This is a genomic window from Actinocatenispora rupis, from assembly GCF_016861975.1.
Lineage (GTDB): Bacteria > Actinomycetota > Actinomycetes > Mycobacteriales > Micromonosporaceae > Actinocatenispora > Actinocatenispora rupis.
The window spans coordinates 30,809-50,406 of the sequence record NZ_BOMB01000036.1 but is presented as its reverse complement, the minus strand read 5'-3'; the positions used below and the strand labels follow the sequence as shown (position 1 = coordinate 50,406).

General features: G+C 74.5%; 9 protein-coding genes. 8 read left to right on the top strand and 1 reads right to left on the bottom strand.

The window, feature by feature from the left end; genetic code table 11:
- From Aru02nite_RS29320 to Aru02nite_RS29290, 7 genes are all read left to right on the top strand, one after another.
- Positions 1-1,280, top strand: a 1,280-nt coding sequence (locus tag Aru02nite_RS29320) for a WXG100 family type VII secretion target (protein WP_203663123.1), incomplete at its 5' end; no start/stop codon positions are given.
- The gene (locus Aru02nite_RS29315; protein WP_203663121.1) at positions 1,277-1,852 is read left to right on the top strand and encodes a WXG100 family type VII secretion target; all 576 of its coding nucleotides are present in this window, start codon (positions 1,277-1,279) and stop codon (positions 1,850-1,852) included. The genes Aru02nite_RS29320 and Aru02nite_RS29315, both read left to right, overlap by 4 nt.
- Before the next feature lie 115 nt (positions 1,853-1,967).
- Positions 1,968-2,717 (top strand): hypothetical protein, encoded by a 750-nt coding sequence (locus tag Aru02nite_RS29310; protein WP_203663119.1) that lies wholly within the window; start codon positions 1,968-1,970, stop codon positions 2,715-2,717.
- The gene (gene eccCb, locus Aru02nite_RS29305) at positions 2,714-6,757 is read left to right on the top strand and encodes a type VII secretion protein EccCb (RefSeq protein WP_203663117.1); all 4,044 of its coding nucleotides are present in this window, start codon (positions 2,714-2,716) and stop codon (positions 6,755-6,757) included. Before Aru02nite_RS29310 ends, eccCb begins: the two co-directional genes overlap by 4 nt.
- A 31-nt stretch (positions 6,758-6,788) precedes the next feature.
- On the top strand, positions 6,789-7,157 hold the full coding sequence (locus Aru02nite_RS29300) for a WXG100 family type VII secretion target (protein ID WP_203663115.1): 369 nt from the start codon (positions 6,789-6,791) through the stop codon (positions 7,155-7,157).
- A 27-nt stretch (positions 7,158-7,184) separates the two neighbouring features.
- Positions 7,185-7,511, top strand: coding sequence for a WXG100 family type VII secretion target (locus Aru02nite_RS29295; RefSeq protein ID WP_203663113.1), 327 nt, complete (start codon positions 7,185-7,187; stop codon positions 7,509-7,511).
- A 3-nt stretch (positions 7,512-7,514) separates the two neighbouring features.
- Positions 7,515-8,897 (top strand): EsaB/YukD family protein, encoded by a 1,383-nt coding sequence (locus tag Aru02nite_RS29290; RefSeq protein WP_203663111.1) that lies wholly within the window; start codon positions 7,515-7,517, stop codon positions 8,895-8,897.
- A gap of 74 nt (positions 8,898-8,971) precedes the next feature.
- Here the strand turns inward: Aru02nite_RS29290 and Aru02nite_RS29285 are convergent, their stop codons facing one another.
- Positions 8,972-9,355: a YbaB/EbfC family nucleoid-associated protein gene (locus tag Aru02nite_RS29285; protein WP_203663109.1), complete on the bottom strand. Its 384-nt coding sequence runs from the start codon at positions 9,353-9,355 to the stop codon at positions 8,972-8,974.
- Between the two features lie 130 nt (positions 9,356-9,485).
- On the opposite strand from Aru02nite_RS29285, the gene Aru02nite_RS29280 reads away from it, so the two are divergent.
- A complete protein-coding gene (locus Aru02nite_RS29280; protein ID WP_203663107.1) occupies positions 9,486-19,571 on the top strand; it encodes a WXG100-like domain-containing protein in 10,086 nt (3,361 codons plus the stop codon).
- Positions 19,572-19,598: the final 27 nt, after the last annotated feature.

The window sequence follows — 19,598 nt, the reverse complement described above, 5'->3', positions numbered from 1 at the left end:
AGCACACCACTTTCCAGTACCGCAGCGGCGGATATGTGGCGACGACCGGTGACGAGCACGTGCTGTACGACGCCGACGGCAACGAGATCAAGCAGTGGCAGGGGAACGACGAGTCGACCGCGTCCACGTACCATCCGGCGGCCGGTGGGAACTTCACGCTGACCGATCCGCAGGGGACGGTCACCGAGTACACGGGTGACGGTCGGCTGGTGCAGCAGCGGGCGAAGGACGGGACGCTGACGACGTTCCAGTACCGGGGCGACAGCTACGTGGCGACCACCGGCGACGACCACGTGCTGTACGACAAGAACGGTGACGAGGTCAAGCAGTGGCAGGGGAACGACGAGTCGTCGGCAAAGACCTACCACAAGCTGGACGGCGGGCACTACACGCTGACCGATCCGCAGGGGACGGTCACCGAGTACACGGGCGACGGTCGGCTGGTGCAGCAGCGGGCGAAGGACGGGACGCTGACGACGTTCCAGTACCGGGGCGACAGCTACGTGGCGACCACCGGCGACCACCACGTGCTGTACGACAAGAACGGTGACGAGGTCAAGCAGTGGCAGGGCAACGACGAGTCGACCGCGAAGACCTTCCACCAGCTGGACGGTGGGCACTACACGCTGACGGCGCCGGACGGCACGGTCACCGAGTACAACGACAAGGACCAGCCGATCCGGGTCGACCGGCCGGGGCAGCCGCCCGAGACTATCGCCTGGCAGCCGAACGGCGATTACGTTGTCACGCAAGGGGATCAGCACAGCAGGTACAACGGCAAGGGGCAGCTGCTGGAGACGTGGACGGGCGGCGACGAGTCGCTCGCGGACCACTACCAGTACCTGGCGAACGGCGATCTGGTCATCACCGGGCCGGACGGCACGACCACCGAGTACGGGCCGGACGGCAAGCCGGTCACGACGACCGAGCCGGACGGTACGAAGATCATCTGGAAGGCCGACCTGGCGGCGCTGAACGCCGCGATCGTGTCGGTGCAGGCGGAACGGGACGCGCTGGAAGTGGACCTGAAGAGTGTGAAGACCACGTTCACCAACATCCAGTCGTCCTGGCAGAGCCCGGCGGGTACGTCGTTTTCGTTGCTGTCGGACGATTTCACCAAGGCGACGCGCGACCTGACCGACGCGCTGGACGAGGCCCTGCGGCGGATGCGCTCCTCGTACAACAACTACGTGGACTCCGAGGAGAAGAACGCCGCGACCATCATGCAGATCAACCAGGAGGGCCACAAGTTGGCCAACCAAGCAGGAGGTGGCTCGTGAACTATCCGAAGCCCGCGCCGGCCAACTACGACTCCGTGGATGCCTTGAAGATCAGCCCGTCGCAGATCGAGAGCCACGCGACGTCCCTGAACGCCACCGTGGACAGCATCAACGGCCACATGGACAAGATCTCCAAGACGTGGCAGGGCCTGAACCTCGGCTGGGCCGGCAAGACCAAGACCGAGGTGGACGGGTTCAACGCGCAGTGGTTGGGCGCGGTGACGGAGATGTTCGGCCTGCCGGCCGACGACAAGTCCGGCTCGAACACGACCAGCAGCAACGCGGCGCCGCCGGAGGGGCAGGCCGCGCTCGGCAAGATCCAGGCGCTGGTGAAGGCGGCGGCGAAGACGTACGCGACGGCCGAGGATTCGTTGTGCCAGAACCTTTTGCAGTACGGAGACAACCTGCCGGGCGGGGCCCACGAGTACACGAAGGACACGCTGCCGGACGGCGACAAGCTGCCGACGCACGTGCCGAAGAGCGAGGATCCGGACAGCGGTGGCACCGCCGACGACGGCGGTGCGCGCGACTACGACGACGCGCCGATCAAGGAGCACAACGACAAGAAGTAGCCGACCGGGTACGAGAAAAGAAGTGGCCGGAAGCGTGAACGGGTGGGCCGTTCCATCCGTCATCCGGGCGTCAGGGTGCAGGGCGCCGGTCGGCGCCGATCAGCTGGGGCAGGTCGTGACGAGCGTCGACACGCGGCAGCGGGACAGGAACGTCGGTGAGCCGGGCGAGCAGCGACGGGAGTTCCTGCGTGCTTTCACCGAGCAGGGCTGGGCGCGGCCGGGTGTCGAGCGGCCGACCGCCCGGCCGCACGTGACGCTGATCGTGGCGACGGTGGCGACCCTGTTCGCGTTGCTGGCCGGGGTGGCGATGCAGCTCATCAAGCCGGTGAAGCTGAAGCCGACGACGCACCGGGCGGCGGCCGCGCCGACTGCGGCGGCGACCTGGTCGGCGGTCGCCGGCTGGGACTGTGCGGCCGCCGACGACCGCGGCTTCACCGTGACCGGCCGGCAGTCGACCTGGGCGACGGTCGGCAGCGGCGCCTGGACGCGGAACGGCTGCCACGGCGACTACGAGGCGGTTCCCTTCACCGGTACGGAATCCGGCGTCGCGCCGAGCGTCGAGTGGTGGTTCCGGCCGGCCGCCGCGATGGTGCGCTGTCGCGTACAGGTGCTCGTGCCGGCGCCGCATCCCGAGGTGTACCAACAGGTCCGCGCGGTGACGTACTCGGTGCTGGACGGGCCCGGTGGCACCGAGCTGGCGCGGTTCACGATCGACCAGGGCGTGTCGACGACGACGTGGGTGCCCGGCGGGACGTACCCGGTGGGCGGGAAGGGCATCACGGTGCGGCTGTCGAGCGGGGGGAAGTCGCCGTCGGCCCGCGCCGGCCTGGCGGTGGCGCAGGTCAAGGTCGGGTGCACCCGATGACGCGCCTGGCGTTCCACCGGCCGCCGCGGTTCGCGCCGCCGACGCTGTCCACCGACCCGATCACGCTGCCGCTGCCGCCGGACGCCGGCAAGGGCGCGAAGGCGGGCACGTGGGTGGCGATGATCCTGCCGATCCTCAGCTCGGCGGGCATGGCCGGCTACATGATCACGTTCGGCCGGCCCGTGCTGATCGCGTTCGGCATGGTGTTCGTGGTGGTGTCGATCGGTGTCACCATCGCGATGCGGTCGCAGCTGCGCAGCAGCAACCGGCGCGAGGTGCGGCGGCAGCGCGGCCGGTACCGGGTGCACCTGGACGAGGCGCGGGTGAAGGCGCGCACCAGCGCCGCCGTGCAGCGTACGGTGAACGCGCTGAACCATCCGGATCCGGTGCAGCTGTGGGGAATCAGCACCGCGCTGGACCGGGTGTGGGAGCGCCGCGCCCGCGATCCCGACTTCCTGCACGTCCGGGTCGGCCTGGGCCGCGCCAACCTCACCACTCCGGTACGGCTGAGCCAGCCGCTGGATCCGTTGGGGGAGTACGACTGGGGGTCGTTGACGGCGGCCCGCCGGCTGATGTCCCGGCTGGGTTCGGTGGAGGGGCAGCCGGCAGTGGTGAACCTGGGCGACGCCGGCGTGGTGAGCCTGCTCGGCCCGCCGGAGCGTACGGCCGGGCTGGCCCGCTCGCTGCTGTGCCAGCTCGCCGTCCTGCACGCCCCCGACGACCTGCTGATGGCGGTCGAGTCGGCGGGCGGCGACTGGGACTGGGCGAAGTGGCTGCCGCACACGCTGGAACCCGACGCGGCCGGTGAGGCCGGCGTCCGCTCGCTGGTACGGGTGGACACCGCCGACCTGTCCACGTACCTGGAGCAGGAGCTGCGCGCCCGGCGCGAACAGCAGGCGGTGCAACGGGTGCAGATCACGTTCGACCGCAGCCAGCTGCCGCGGCCGCGGCACCTGGTGGTGCTGTTCACCGGGTTCCAGCCGGTGTCCGAGTGGGGCCGGTCGGAGCTGCTGCGCAGCCTGCTCGCCGAGGCCGGCCCGCAGTACGGGATCACGGCGGTGTTCCTGGCGGAGCGCGAGTCGGACGAGCCGAGCCGGGTGGACCTGCGGATCCGGCTCGGCGACGACGGTCGCGCCACGCTGGAGGGGCGCGGCGAGCTGGTCACCGCGGCCGTCGACGACTGCGTACCGGACGCGGTGAGCGCGGGCGCCGCCGAGCTGATCGCCCGCCGGCTCGCCCCGCTGCGCCTCATCGACGAGCGCGAGCAGGTCCTGACCCGCGACGTGTCGCTGACCGACATGCTGTTCGACGGCGACCCGCTGACCGTCGACCCCACCACCCTCTGGGTACGCCCGGACAGCAGCCGCCAGCTGCGCGTGCCGATCGGTACCGACAGCGAGGGTGGCGTGGTGCTGCTCGACCTGAAGGAGGCGGCGCAGGGCGGTGCCGGGCCGCACGGGCTGGTCGTCGGCGCCACCGGCTCCGGCAAGAGCGAACTGTTGCGGACGCTGGTGACCGGGCTGGCGCTCACCCACTCGCCCGAGGTGCTGAGCTTCGTGCTCATCGACTTCAAGGGCGGCGCCGCGTTCGCCCCGCTGTCCGGGCTGCCGCACGTGTCCGGGCTCATCACCAACCTGGTCGACGACCAGGCGATGATCAGCCGGGTGCACGCCGCGCTGCTCGGCGAACAGCAGCGCCGGCAACAGATGCTGCGCGACGCGGGCGACGTCGACTCGATCCGGGAGTACCAGACGCGGCGTGCGGCGGGCGCGACGAAGCCGGACGGTACGGACCTGGAACCCATGCCGTACCTGATGATCATCGTGGACGAGTTCAGCGAGCTGCTGTCCGGGCGGCCCGAGCTGGTCGACCTGTTCGTGCAGATCGGCCGGGTCGGCCGCAGCCTCGGCATGCACCTGCTGATGGCCACGCAGCGGCTGGAGGAGGGGCGGCTGCGCGGTCTCGACTCGCACCTGTCGTACCGGATCTGCCTGCGGACGTTCTCCGCCAGCGAGAGCCGCACCGTCATCGGCACCACCGACGCGTACCAGCTGCCGTCGATCCCGGGCTCCGCGTACCTGAAGGTCGGCGAGTCGGTGTACCTGCGGCTGCGCGTCGCGCACGTGTCCGCGCCGTACCTGACGACCGCGCAGCGTACTGAGGCGGGCGGGCCGGTCCGGACGGTGGTGCCGTTCGACGTGGGGCCGTTGCCGGACAGCGCGGTGGCGCCGGTGGAGGACGAGCCGGACGGGGCGCCGGAGGAGTCCGGGCCGACCGAGCTGCAGGTGCTGGTCGACCGGATGCGGCCGCTCGCCGCGCCGGCACACCAGGTGTGGCTGCCGCCGCTTCCCCCGGTGGTACCGCTGGATCTGCTGCTGGGCGAGCCGGCGGTGCGGCCCGGGCGCGGGATGTGCGCGCCGGAGTGGGCGGGCGGCGACATGAAGGTCGTCGTCGGCGTGCTCGACCGGCCGCTCCAGCAGGACCAGCAGCTGCTGATGGTCGACTTCGCCGGTACCCAGTCGAACCTCGCGCTGGTCGGCGCCCCGCAGACCGGCCGGAGTACGCAGCTGCGCACGATGATGCTGTCCGCGATGCTCACGCACACCCCGGCCGAGATGCAGTTCTACTGCCTCGACTTCGGCGGCGGCACGCTGCACCCGTTCGCCGACGCGCCGCACGTCGGTACGGTGGCGGGCCGGGGCGACGAGGAGCTGGTGAGCCGTACGCTCGCCGAGATCCGTTCGCTGATCGAGGAACGCGAGCGGCTGTTCCGCACGTTGGGCGTGGACTCGATCGCGGAGTTCCGGGCGCGGCGGGCGGCGGGGCGGCTGCCGGCCGGCACCCGTACCGCGGACGTGTTCCTGCTCATCGACAACTGGGGCGCGTTGCGCGCCGCGTTCGAGGAGGCCGATCCGCTGGTCACCGAGATCGCCGCGCGCGGGCTCGGGGTCGGCGTGCACCTGGTGCTCACCGCGAGCCGCTGGATGGAGATCCGGCCGGCGCTGCGCGACTCCATCGGCACCCGCATCGAGCTGCGCCTCAACGACCCGACCGACTCGGAGATCAACCGCAAGCTGGCGGCCCAGATCCCGGCCGGCGTACCGGGTCGCGGCCTCTCCGCCCCCGGCCTGTACTTCCACCTCGCCGTACCGCGGATGGACGGCGCGGAGAGTACGGAGGGGTTGCGGGAGGCGCAGCTGGCGGTGCTGGCCGGGATCGTCCAGGGTTGGCAGGGGCCGGCCGCGCCGCCGATCCGGCTGCTGCCGGCCCGGATCGCGCTGCCCGACGTGTGCGCGCTGCCGGCGCGGCGCGAGGGCGGCGTACCGGTCGGCGTGGCGCAGAGCGACCTCGGGCCGGTCGACCTCGACCTGGCCGCCACCGACGAGTCGCACCTGCTGGTGTTCGGCGACAGCGGCGCCGGCAAGACGTCGTTCCTGCATACGTGGATCACGTCGATGGTGGAGCGGCGGTCCGGCTGGGACGTGCGGTTCGTCGTGGTGGACTATCGGCGGGCGCTGCTCGGCCTGGTCCCGGACGAACACCTCGGCGCGTACGCGGCGGACTCCGAAACCCTCAAGGTGTACGTCGAGCAGGTGTCGGCGAAGCTGCGGGAGCGGCTGCCCCCGCCGACGGTCACCCCGCAGCAGCTCGCCGCGCGCGACTGGTGGGAGGGCCCGGAGATCTACCTGGTCGTCGACGACTACGACCTGGTCGGCGGCGGCATGCAGAGCCCGCTGCGCGCGTTCGCCGACTTCCTGCCGCACGCCCGCGACATCGGCTTCCACGTCGTACTGGCGCGTCGGGTGACCGGGTCGTCCCGGTCGCTGATGTCCGACGTCCTGGTGAACCGCATGCAGGAGATGGGCACCGCCGGCCTGATCCTGTCCGGCGACCGCCGGGAGGGCACCCTCGTCGGCGACCAGCGCGCGGCGGTCCGGCCACCGGGCCGGGGCGTACTGGTGACGCGGCGGTCGGCGCCCGAGCTGATCCAGGTGGCGTACACCGAGGACCTGATCACGACCAGCGGGGCGCCCCGGTGACGCGCCGTACCAACGAACAGGAGGAGCGCAGATGACGCAGTACAACGTCACCCCGCAGTACGTGGCGAACGCCGCGACGGACTGCGACACGACCGCGCAGGACGTGCAGACCCAGCTGGGCCTGCTCCGCACGTACGTGGAGGGGCTCGGGGCGAGCTGGCTCGGCGTCTCCGCGACCCAGTTCGCCGAGATGATGACCAACTTCCAGGTGTACTCGGTGGCCCTGCACGACGCGCTGGTCGACATCGGCCAGGGCCTGCGCGGCAACTACGTCAACTACGTCAACAGCGAGGCCGACAACCTCCGTGGCCTGGTCGGCATCGACGGCAACCTGGTCGACACGCCCACCGACCCGTCCGGCCAGCCGGCCACGGTCACCCCGCCGCCGGCCAACCTCTGACCCGCACCGTTCGCGAAGGAGAACACCATGCCCGACATCGAATCGAGCAACCTCCAGGTGCCGCCGGAGCTGGCCGGGGCCGGCACCCACATCCGCTCGATCTCCGCCAACCTGGCGTCCGAGCTGGACACCCTGCGGAAGAAGCTGGCGCCGCTCGCGGAGTCCTGGAAGGGCGACGCCCAGCAGTACTTCACGGGTCTCCAGCAGGAGTGGAACCTGGCGTCGATGGGCCTGTGGGGTGACGGTTCCGGCGGCAACACCGGGCTGCTGCCGTTCATCGCGCACGCCCTCGACGTGTCGTACGAGAACTACGTGAACGCCGAGGCCTCCAACACCAAGACCTGGCAGCGCTGAGAAGTGCTGGACAGGCGCAGCCGGATCACCGTGGTCGGCGCGGGGCGTCGCGTCGACGTCGCGCTCCCCTCGGAGAGCCCGATCGGTGAGTACGTGGTGGGGCTCGCGGACCTGTGCGGGCAGACCGGCGGCGGGGTGGTGGCCCCGGCGTGGTCGCTCGCGCCGGCCGGCGAGCTGCCGTGGCCGGTGGAGACGTCGCTGGCCGAGGCGGGCGTCGCCGACGGCCAGGTGCTGTACCTGCGGGACAGTGCCGACGATCCCGGTACGGCGCCCGTCGTCGAGGACATCGAGGAACTGGTCGCGTCGGACGCCCGGGAACACCGGGCGGACACCGGACACCGCGGCGTACTGACGGTCTGGCTCGGCGCGGGCTGGGTGACTCTCGCGGCGGCCGTCGTGGCGCTGCGCCGGCCCGGCGGCGGGCTCGTCGCCGCGGTCGGGCTGGCGCTGGTCGCGATCGTCCTGCTGGCGCTCGCCTGGGCGCTGAACCAGAAGCGCGCCAGCCTGCCCGCCAGCGCCTGCCTGGCCGTCTCGCTGTGCGCGGCGCCGTGCCTGGCCGCGGTCGGCGGGCTGGTCGGCCAGTCCCTCGGCGGCGGGCTGTTCTGGTGCGGTGTCGTGGTCGGCGCCAACGCGGGTGCGCTGATGGCGCTCGCGGCAACGCCGGAGCCGGCCGTCCTGGCCGTCGAGGTACCGCTGGCGTTGGCCGGCGCGGTCGGCGTCGTCCTGGCGCTGCTGCACGCCGACGGTACGCAGACCGCCGCGGCCGCCGCCGTGTCGGCTCTCGCGATGGTGGCGCTGGCCCGGCCGCTCGCCGGCCTCGTCGCCGCGTGGAGCGCCCGGATGCCGAAGGACGCCGCCGGGGTGGCGCCGACCACCGCGCGGCTGATGCTGCGCGCCCGGCACCTGCTCGCGCTGATCCTGGCGATGCCGGCGATGGCGCTGGTCGTGGCGCTGCCGGCGCTCGCGGTCTCCGGCGACCCGTGGGCGCTCGGCCTGGCCGGTACCGCGGGCCTGGCCCTCGTCGTACGGGCGCGGCAGGTCGGGTTCACCGCCGAGGTGGTACCGCTCGGTGCCGCCGGCGCGGTCGGACTGTTCGGCGTCGTCGGCGCCAGCGCCTACCGGTACCTGGGCATGAACGCGGCCGTCTGGGCGCTGGTGCTCGTCGGCGGGCTGCTCGTCGGTGTCGGCGTCGCGGTGGCGGTGCTGCACCGGCCGAAGCGCGAGGACGACCACGCCGCCTTCGGTACGGTGCTGGACACGCGCGACCGCGGCCGGTTCGTCGAGGTGATCGGCGTCGTGTGCCTGGTGCTGTCGGCGGTGCTGGCGATGGGCGTGTTCGGGGTGTTCGACGACCTGTTCTCGATGGGCCGCACGCTCGTCGGCTGACCGCCGTACGGGCGGTCAACGGACCGCCCGTACCGGCCGGATCCGTTGCCGTGACAGGGATCGGGCCCCGCCGGTCACTCCTCGCCGAGGCGGGACAGGCCGTCGGTGAGCGGACGCATCAACTGCTCCGCGACCCCGCGTACGTTGTCCAGCGCGTTCTGTACGGCCTGGGCGACGTGCCGCTCCAGCCGGGGCAGGTCGTCGAGGTCGACCGCACGGGACTCGATGCGTACCGAGGAGACGTCGCCGGTCGGGGTCATCGCCACCCGGACGGCGCCGTCGGCCGCGGTGCCGACGACCTCGTGCCGCGCCATCTGCTCGCTCGCCGCGCGCATCTGCGCGGTGATCTCCTGCGCCTGCCGCATGAAGTCCTGCATCTCGTTCTCGTGCGCCATCGCGTACTCCCGTCCGGTGTTCCGTGTCGGCAGGGAGACGGCCGCCGGGGCGTACCGGTTCACGGGTGACACCGGACGTCCCCCGCGCGGGGTGGCCGACGGGTCCTCATTTTTGGGTTCTGTGGCGCGATAAGTCGCCGGTGGAAGGGTGAACTGCGGCGGCGTCTGATCGATACGTCAGGGGAGGCAGGCTGTGGGCGGCAACGTCTCCTACCCGGACCCGGACCAGCTGGACAAGCTCGCCGCCAAGTGGGACGAGACCGGCGACAAGCTCGACACGCTCACCACCGAGGTGACCAAGGCGCACGGCAAACTGCTGTGGAGCGGCCGGGCGTCGACGTACTTCGACGACATCAGCACGATGACGTCCACCCACGTCGGCAAGGTCGCCAAGCAGACGCACGACGTCGCCGACGCGATCCGGGAGTACGCGGAGGAGATCCGCAAGCTGCTCAAGAAGCTCTGGAAGTCGGCGGTCGTCGACATCATCATGAGCGTGCTGGGGATCGCGGCGTTCTTCCTGCCGTTGGGCCGGCTCATCGAGTTCCTGTCGAAGGTGATCGCGGCCGTCCTGTCGATCGGCGGCCGGATCGTCCCGAACATCGCGGCGAAGGTCGCGCCGTTCGCCTCGAACATCGTCGTCGGCGGTGCGGTCGGCGCCGGCATGGTGACCATCGCCGAGGGCCTCGCCGCGGCGGGCACCCACACGCCGTTCACCGTCGACGGTACGGAGTTCGCCATGGCCGTCGGGCTGGGCGGGCTGTTCGGGCTGGGCGGTGCGCTGCTGGCGGGTGGCAAGATCGCGCCGCATCCCGGCCCGAAGGTCGGCCCGGGCGGCGTCGACGGCCGGGTGATCCACCCCAACCCGGTCCCGGACCGCAACCCCGGCGGCGGCAAGTCGCCCACCCCCGACGGGAACCACCCCACCGGCACCGACGTCACCACCGGTACGACGAGCGCCCCGCCGGCCGTCCGCCCCACCGGCGGCGACAACCCCGCCAGGCCCGTCCCGGTAACCGTTCCGCACGACACCCCGCCGGTCGGTACGGACCGGACCGCGCCCCGGGCGCCGCAACCACGGCCCGACACCACCAACGGCGGCAACACGGTGACGCCTGCCGGGGGCCGGCCGGGCGGCACCACCGACCCCCAGCGCGTCACGCAGCCCGAGAGTTCGGTGCCGCCACCCGCCGGCGGCCGTACCACCCCGCCCGCCGGGCGTCCGACCGGCGGCACCGATCCCGCCCATCCGGCTCCCGACCGCGCCACACCCGGGAGCCGGCCACCCGTACCGGAGGGCGGGCCGGGGCAGGGTCGGCCGGGCGGCGGCCAGCCGGCACACGACGTGCCGAACCCGCCCGCCAGACCGGCGCCGCAGTCCGGGAACCCGCCGGCCCGGCCGGTGACGCCACCGGGCCGGCAGCCGACACCGGCCGACGGTCCGCCCACCTCCTCGGCACACCCCGGCCCCACCCACGCGGGCGCCGGGCCACGCCAGCCGGCCGGCGTACACGACCACGCGGCGGGCGGCGACAACGGCACGCCCGTACCGATGCGGCCCCAGCCGGGGAACGCGCCGCACGGGACGCCGCCGCACGGCCAGCGCGTACCGCCGCGGATGGCCGACCCGGACGGGCCGCACCCGGCCGACAACCTGCCGCACAACGGCGATCCGGCCGGCGGGCACGGTTCGGGACTGCCGGCCCGGCCGTCCACGCCGCAGACCGACCGCGGCGGGCAGGGCGAGGACCGGATCTCGGTGCCGCCGAAGAACACCGGGCAGGGCGGCGAGCCGGCCGCGCCGAAGGTACCGGGCGGCGGCGGTGACCGGATCTCCTTGCCACCCAATCAGACCGGCGACGGGACCGCCCTGCCGCCGAACGGTGTCCGTCCCGGTGGCGGCGAGGCCGCGGGCCACCCGCCTGAGCACCTGGGTTCGCTGTCGCCCGAGGGATCCGGCGACGGGGTGTCCCTGCCGCCGAAGGGTGTGCGTCCCGGCGGGGAGGACGTGTTGGCCCCGCCGCGTACCGATCGGGGATCGTCGCACGGCGGCGACGGGGTGTCGTTGGCGCCGAAGGGTGTGCGGTCCGACGGGGGGTCGACGCATCCGCTCGGACGGCCGCCGAAGGGCGCGGACTCCGACGCGGTCTCGTTGCCGCCCAAGGGATCCGGCGACGCGCTGGTGCCACCGGTACGCCGGGCCGGTGCCGGCGAGGACGGCGGGCCGCGCGTCGCGTCGCTGGACACGGCCCCGCGTACGCCGCAGGCCGGGTCGGGTCCGCACGGGGCGCCCGAGCGTTCCGCGCCGTCGACCCGGGACGGGCAGAACCCGCCGGAGGCCAGTGCCGCACCCCCGCCGGTACGGGAGGGCAGGTTCGGCGCCGGCCACGACGCCCCGGGCGTACGGAACGGTGCCGGCGGTACGGACCGGGCGGGCGTGCCGCGGCCCCCGGACGACGCCGCGACACCGGTGGCGGTGCGCCCCGAGCGGGGACCGGTCGGCGCGGACCGTACGCCGGTCGGCGGTGGCGTCCGGGACATGGTCGCCCCGGGTGGCCGCGCGCCGCGGAACCCCGACGTGGCCGACCCGCACAAGGGCCTGTCCGACACGGTGGCGAGTCGTGAGGACCTGCTCGACAGCCAGCGGCACAAGGAGCCGCTGTGGCAGGCCGCCCGGGACCGCCTGACCCAGCGGTACGAGGCGATCGGCGACGCCATGGCCAAGGGCCGCGGCACGCCGGGCGACCGCTTCGACCAGGCGTACGAGGCGTGGCGGTCGGCGGGCGGCCGGGACCTCGACCCGAACACGTTGGCGTGGTTGAAGGGCGACTTCAACCATCGGCTGAACCGGATCTGGCAGGACCGGTACGCGGACCCGGCGGGGCCCCGGCCGGGCTCGCAGTCGAAGGGCGGGAACCCCGACCGGAACACGGTGTCGCGGCTGACGGGCGGGTTCACCGACCGGCTGGCCCGGACCTGGCCGGACCGGTTCGGCGCACCGGACCGGCCGCGGCCGCCGGCGAGGCCGATCGAGCCGGTCACCCGCGGCACCGCGATGGACGGGCCCCCGGCCGGCGGCGGCGACCGGCCGCCCGCACCGCGCGACGCCGACGACCCCAACGCCGTGTACCGGCAGTGGGACGGCGAGATCGACGGCCAGGTGGCCCGGCTGCCCGCCGCGTTCCGGTACCACGCGGGGCTGGACGAGGCGCAGGCGCGCGCGGGCACGGCGTTCGACCGGGCGCGCGCGACGTTCGAGCGGGAGAACCCGGACAGCGGCCTGTCCGAGGGCGACTTCGCGGGCATGCGCAGCCAGTACGTGGGGGAGGTGAGCAGCGGGTACCGGGGGCGCTTCGGCGACGGGGAGCGGCCGGGCGGGCGGCAGGAGTTCGAGGGATGGCAGCAGCGCCGGGAGAACGCGCTGCCGGCGCGCTTCGACCGCGAGGTGTCGATCGACCGCTACATGAAGGGCGGGTACGCGGACCGGCTGGAGCGGTGGAAGCAGGACCACGGGTTCGGCCGCGACGACGTACGGCCGTGGGAGAAGCGGGTCGCCCAGGACGTCCGCTCGGAGCTCCGCGACGACCTCACCCGGGGCCTCGGTCCGCTCCGGCACGGCAAGGGGATCGGCGACGCGCTGTGGCGCGAGCGGATCAGCGCGAAACTGTCGAAACGCTTCGACGGCAACGAATCCCGGCTGCAGGACCGGCTCGCCGACGACCGGGTGACCGACGCGGTGCGGGCGGTGGACAAGGGCGAGACGTTCGACGACGTCGTCGCCGGGTTCCAGCGCGACCGCCCGGACCTGGCCGAGCATCTGGACACCACCGTCCTCGACCACACCCGCGTGCAGTACCAGGGGAGCCAGCGCGAGGCGTGGCTGAACTCGCGGCCGGCGAACGTACGGGCGGCGCAGGAGCGCGGGTCGGGGTGGCGCGGCATCACCGAGCGGTTGCAGAACTTCCGGCCCGGTGGTCGCGGACTCGACGAGTCGGCGCCGAGCTGGGCGGAGGGCCGCAGCCTCACCGTGGCCCGGACGAAGGACTACCTGGCGCTCACCGGGCAGCGCGAGCAGCAGTTCGGCGCTGGGAAAACCCGGGCGACCGACCAGGACGGGCCGCTCCCCGCCGACGCCCTCGACCGGGTACGCGGGCAGCTCGGCCGCGACCTGACCCGCGCGTACCACGAGGTGTGGGGTGACCGGCCGGGCGAGTTCGGGCGCGGGCCGAAGGCCGAGGGTGCGGACGACGCGCGCTGGCAGCAGTGGCGGCAGCGTACCGAGCTGGTGGACCGCACCCTGGACGCGCGCTTCAGCCAGGAACGCGACCTGACCACCACCCTGGGGAACGCCGCGCGCGACTTCGACGCCGTGATGGGCCCGATCGGGCGGCCCCGGTTCGAGCTGCCGGCGTCGACCCGGGAGAGCCTGGCCGAACAGTTCCGCGTCGACTACGCGAACGCGCGGCACGGCATCATGGGCCGCCCCGGCGAGCGGCTCGACAGCTGGCTGGCGCACGAGAAGCTGACCGGCGACGCGTTCCGTACGGCGACGGCGGTGCTGCGCGTCACGCAGGGCATGAAGGACGGCCGCTACCAGCTCCCGCCCGGCGACGGCCCCATCACGTTCCCGCTCTCCGACGGCCACGTCGTCGAACTCGGCGAGCGCGGCTTCTGGGTACGCCCGGCCGACGTGCCGGACGCGGTCGCCGCCGCCGTACGCTCCGGCCGTCTCGCCGACCCCGCCGGCACCGACCCCGCCCTCGTCGTCGGCATCCCGGGCCGGGCCACGCCCCCGGCCGTCGCCTCGCAGGGCAAACGGTTCGCTGACAAACTGACCGGCAGTCCGCACGACTACCACGTCACCGTCCTCGACAGCCGTCCCGGTACGGGTGGGCCCGCGCCCCGCCCGCAGGGCGGTCGTACGCGGGGCGGCGCTCGCGACGGCGCACCCGGCACCGACACGCCACCGGCCGTACCGGAGAACCCGGGCGGCGCCGGCCCCAAGGGGACGGAGTCGCCCGAGGGTGACGGGGTGAAGCCCGTCGACGGGGCTGGGACGGGTGCGGAGTCGCGCGCGCCGAAGGTGACGGCGTCGCCGGCGGGTCGCCGTTTCCTGGACGCGTACGATACGCGCCAGGTGCGGAGATCCGTTGCCCCGCAACGGATTGCCGACGGTGCGGGGACGCCCGTCGGCACCGATGCGCCGCCGGCCGGGGGCACCGACAGGCCGGGCGGAGAGCCGGCCGGCGAGGCGACGCCGCCCGCGACCGACGGTGTGAAGCCGAGTGCCGGAGCGACGCCGCCGAAGACCGATGACGTGCCGCCGGCCCGGGACGACGCTGCCGCCGCGAAGGCGCCCGCGGGCGAGAAGGCGCCGGCGACGGACGGGGCGAAGGCGTCGGCCGGGGACGAGGCGGCCGGGAAGGCGCCGGCGGGGGAGACGGGCGGCGGCGCGACGGCACCGGGCCGGGAGAAGTACTCGGAGGGGAAGCTGGGCAAGGCCCGTACGCCGGGGGTGCCGCGGGCGTCGAAGCCCGTACCGGGGCGGCAGTTGGTGCGCAACGACCTGTTCGGGCACGCGGACGTCGTACGGGTGACGGCCGCGTCGCGGCTGACCGGGCCGGGCCGGACGCTCGCGGCGGACGGTCCGCACGAGCCGGCGGGGCCGGGTGCGCGGCCCGCGGACGACTCGCGGCACCTGTACACGGAGCTGGGTGCGGACGGGGTGCTGCGGCCGACGATCCTGCGTCCGGGCGAGCGGGTCGTGGAGGTGAAACCGCTCAGTGGCAAGGATCCGGGCGGTGTCGACAGCGCTGTGTTCCGCGGCGGGAGGCGGGTGCCGGTGGGCGGGCCGCGCGAGCGTGCTCTCACGTACGACCCGCAAAGCCGGTCGTGGGACGTCACGCCGATCGACCGGGTGGCCGAGCCGGCGGGGGCGCGCGGTTCCGGGCCGGTCCGCACGCTCGGGCGGGACGCGGAGCCGGATCCCGCGCCGGTACAGGTGTTGCGGCGCGACCCGGACGGTTCGATCCACCTGGTGACGTACTCGAAGCCGCCGACGACGGGCGGGCGTACGCCGGAGCCGGGCGCGGACGCGCCGACGTACCACGGGCTGGACGCGGCGGGCGTGGCGCGCGGCTGGCAGCCGGGGACGTACCGGGGCGGGACGTTCACGACGGAGCGGATCGGGGTGCCGCCGTCGACGGGGCAGCGGCTGGACGGCGTGCAGCTCGGTTGGGAGCGGGAACCGACCGCGCTGATCGTCCGGGATCCGCGGACGGGCCGGTGGACGCCGCTGGCCACGACGAAGGGCGCGGCGGCGCCGGTCCGGGACGTACCGGCCGGGTCGCGGGACACCAGGGTGGAGACGCGGCCACCGGATGCGGACGGATCGACCGGCGGCGGGATCTACCGCTGGAACGCGGAGCGCTCCACCGTCGAGCCGATGCCGATGCGGGACAACGGACTGGACGTGGCCGAGGTCGGCACGGCGACGGGTCACGTCTCGATCGAGAGGTACCTGCCGCGCGGTGGCCGGGACGGTGGACCGGGTTCGTTGCGGATGGACGTGGACGGGGCGCTGGTGCCGCGGGACGGCGGCGGTGTCTCCGCGCGCGACCTGACATACGACGCGGGCGACGGCACGATCCGGTTCGGCGGGCCAGAGCCGTCGTCGCGGCCGGGGAGCCGGTTCGGTGGCGACGACGGCCCGGGTGGCGCCGGCAGGGCCAACCCCGGCACGAGCGGCAAGGGCAACCCAAGCGGCGCGGCCGGCAAGGGCAACGTCGCCAAGGGACGCGGCGGCAAGGGCAACGCTGCCAAGGGTGGCGGCGGGCTGTCGGTTCGCGGGCTGTCGGACGGTTCGCGGACGGAGACCGGGTCCGAGCGGCTGGTGTTCGTACGGCAGCGGCCGGCGACCGAGGTGGTCGAGGCGACCCCGGCGGCGCCGGACCGTACGGCGGGCGGCGGGGAGCCGCCCGGGGCGCCGCGCGGGGACCGGACGGACGGCGGCCCGGCCGACCGTACGGGCGGGGACGGCGCGGAGGGCGTGGCGACGCGGGGCGACGGGGCCCGCGCCGCGAGGGACCGCACCACCACCACGACGACCGGGGTACCGGCGGGCAATGCCAGGAACACGGTGCTCGGGGGGTCGCCGGGGTCGGCGGTGGACCTGCCGCCGCGGCCGGCGAAGAGCGAGCCGAAGGGATCGCCGGAACCGAACCGGATCGCCGCGGAGAAGCTGGCCGCGGCGCATGCCGATGACGCCGCGAAGGAGGCCGCGGCCAAGGCGAAGGCGAAGGCCACGCTCAGCGCGGAGACCAGGGCGGGCGCGGCGGCGGCGGCCGGCGCGCGCAGTACGGCGGAACGGAACGAGGCGAACTGGGCCGCGCAGGACGCGCAGCGCGCCGCCGACGGGCCGCGTCTCGGGATCGAGCCCGACGCGCTGCCCGACGGCATCGGCATCCGGTTCGACGGCAACACGCTGGTGGTCTTCCGCGGCGCGGCACCGGTCTCGTTCGTACCGAGGGTGCGGGCGCCGGGTGACGGTGTGGTCGTCCAGGTGGACGGTTCGGTGACGAGTCTCGCGGACGTACGCCGGGTGCTGACGGCGATCCCGGCACACCGTCGCCCGAGCCTGCTCGTCCAGTTCCTCGGCAACCGCCGGCCGGTCGATCCGGCGCGCGCCCAGGCCATCGCCGACGCCGTACTCAAGGGGCTGGACGGGCAGACCGGCCCGGCGGGCGTGCTGTTCGGCCGGGACGCGGTGCTGGAACCGTTGGCGCACACGGCATTGCACGTACCGGTGACGGCCGGGCGCAAGGTCACCACGACCGGTGGCGCGGACGACTTCGTGGTGCATCCGCAGGACCGGCCGGGCCGCGGGCCGGCGGACGAGCAGCCGGAGCCGGAGCAGCCGGCCGGGCCGGTGGAGGTGCCGATGCGGGAGCCGACCCCCGAGGAGGCGGAGCGGTTCACGGCGATGCCGAGCGGCCTGTCGTCGGTCGTCGTCGGCGACACCGTCGTCCTGTACCGGGGCGACGCGCCGCAACAGCCGGCCACCGACGCGGGCACCCCGACGATCGTCGTGGACGGTTCGGTACGCGAGGTCGGCCTGGTCGCCGCCGCCGTCGCGCACCTGCGTCCGGGGTCCTCGTCGCCGGTCGTGGTGCGGTTCGCCGGGTACCGCACGCCGGTCACGCCGGCGCGCGCCCGCGACCTCACCGACCGGATCCTCGGTGGTACGACGGCGAACGCGGTGCTGTACCTGCCGGCGGACGCGCTGTCGGAGCGGCCCGCGCCGGACCCGTGGCTGGTGCCGGTGTCGGCGTCCGGCGGCCCCGCGTTCGTGCTGGTGGCCGCGGGGTACCGGTTCCATCCGACGCACCTGGCGTCGCCGCGCACCCGCGCGCCGTACGGGTTGGCGCACGGTCCCGTGCCGGGCACGTACCGGTCGGCGGAGGGGTTGCACTGGGACACCCGGGGCGCCGGCGAGGTGTGGGTGGGCGGCACCCCGCCGGCCGGCGTCGTACCGGCGGGGCGGACGGGTGCGGTCGTCGTCGCGGAGCCCGGCGACGTGCTCACCGCCGACCAGGCCGCGGAGGTCGAGCGGGTACGGGATCTGTTGCTGCACAACGATTCCAGCATCGAGACGGTGTGGCTTGGGCGGGCGTCGACGGCGGCCGAGCGGGCCGAGCTGGACGCGGTCCGGGCCGCGCTGCCGGCGGGCTGGACCGTGCGGCCGGTCGAGGCCGGCTGGGTGCTGGCGCCGGCGGGGGCGCCGCTGCGGGACCTCGGCCCGGTGGCCCTGCAGTCGCCGGTGCCGGGCGCGCGGGTCCTGTTCGTCGACCCGACCGGTACCGGGCCGGCGACCGTGGCGGCGTCCGTCGCCGACACGCTGGCCGCGCTGCCCGCGGAGCTGCGGGACCGGATCGTCGTGCAGCCGACCCCGGGCGTCACGCTGCCCTGGCGTACGGTCCGGGCGGTCGCCGGGCGGGTGGGCCGCCCCGTCGTCGTCCCGCGCGACCAGCTCACGGACGTGCCACCGGTGGACGCGACCGGCTTCGTACCGATGGCGTGGACGGCGCGCGGGCCGGTGCGTGCCGTGCCGCAGGCCGCCGACCACCACCGGGTGTACCCGCCGGGTACGGAGCCGGCCGAGGAGCTGCCGCCCGGGCTCGTACCGGGTGGGCGACCGGGCTGGTACGACGTGGACCTGCCCGGGTTGGACGGCTGGCAGGTCGACACCACCGACCCGGCCGCGGTGCGCATCCACCGCGCCGACACCGAGCCGGTCGCGTCGGCCGACCCGGTGCCGCCGGGCGCGGTCCCGGTCGAGATCACCGGCCCGGCCGACCAGGCGCAGCGCGCCCAGCTGTACCGGCTGGTCGAGCGGATCCGCGCCGGCCGGCCGCCCGCCGTGACCCTCGACGACGACCCGGGCGGCCGGAATGCGTTGGAGCACGCGGCGATCCGGGCGAGCCTGCCCCCGGGGTACACCGCGCACCGGGTGCCTGCCGGGCACGTCGTCGCCCCCGACACCGGCGCGCCCGTCGACTTGGACGGCGCCCGCCAGGTACCGCCGGTGGCCGAGGCGACCCTGCTGGAGATGGCCCCGGACGTACCGGTCGGGCAGGTGCTCGGCGCGCTGCCCGCCGCGATCCGCAACCGTGCCGTCGTACGGCGGACCGGCGAGCCGGCGCTGCCCGCCGACTGGGCGCCGACGTACCTGCGGCAGCGGCGCTGGCCGTCGGCGTCTGGTACGACACCGGTCACCTCGCCACGGCGTTCCGCCGCGGTGCGCTGGGCGCTGTCCAGCGCGGCGCTCACCCGCGCCCGGGTGGAACAGGTCCGCCAGACCCCGCCGGTCACCCGCCCGCCGGACACCGCGCCCGCCACCGCCCGCGCCATCCAGCTCGCCAACCTCGGGTACGCCGGGGCCGGCGCCGACCACCTCGCCGTCGAGTACATCGAGGGGGCCGACGCGCACGTGCAGGCGCTGCTGCGGGAGACGGGCGTCCCCAACCCCCCGCCGGTACGGCTCGGCGGCGGCGACGGCGCCCGCGCCCAGCACCACGCCCACACCGCCGTACTCGAAGCGGTGCGGTTGACGCTGGGCGGCGACCTCGACCGGGCCAGCCTCGTCGTACGACGGAACCGGAGCGCGCTCGTCGGCGAGGAACGGGTCACCTGGGTCCGCTGGCTCGGCGAGCTGGGCCACGCCCGCCCCGACCACGCCGGCGACCTGTCCCACCTGGCAACAGAGGTACTGACGTGCTGACCCGACCGCCCACCGGACGCGCGCCCG

What these genes read in the sequence shown, in the direction of transcription:
- eccCb (WP_203663117.1), top strand. Translation starts at nt 2,714, where the DNA reads ATGACGCGCCTGGCGTTCCACCGGCCGCCGCGGTTCGCGCCGCCGACG.
- Aru02nite_RS29300 (WP_203663115.1), top strand. Translation starts at nt 6,789, where the DNA reads ATGACGCAGTACAACGTCACCCCGCAGTACGTGGCGAACGCCGCGACG.
- Aru02nite_RS29295 (WP_203663113.1), top strand. Translation starts at nt 7,185, where the DNA reads ATGCCCGACATCGAATCGAGCAACCTCCAGGTGCCGCCGGAGCTGGCC.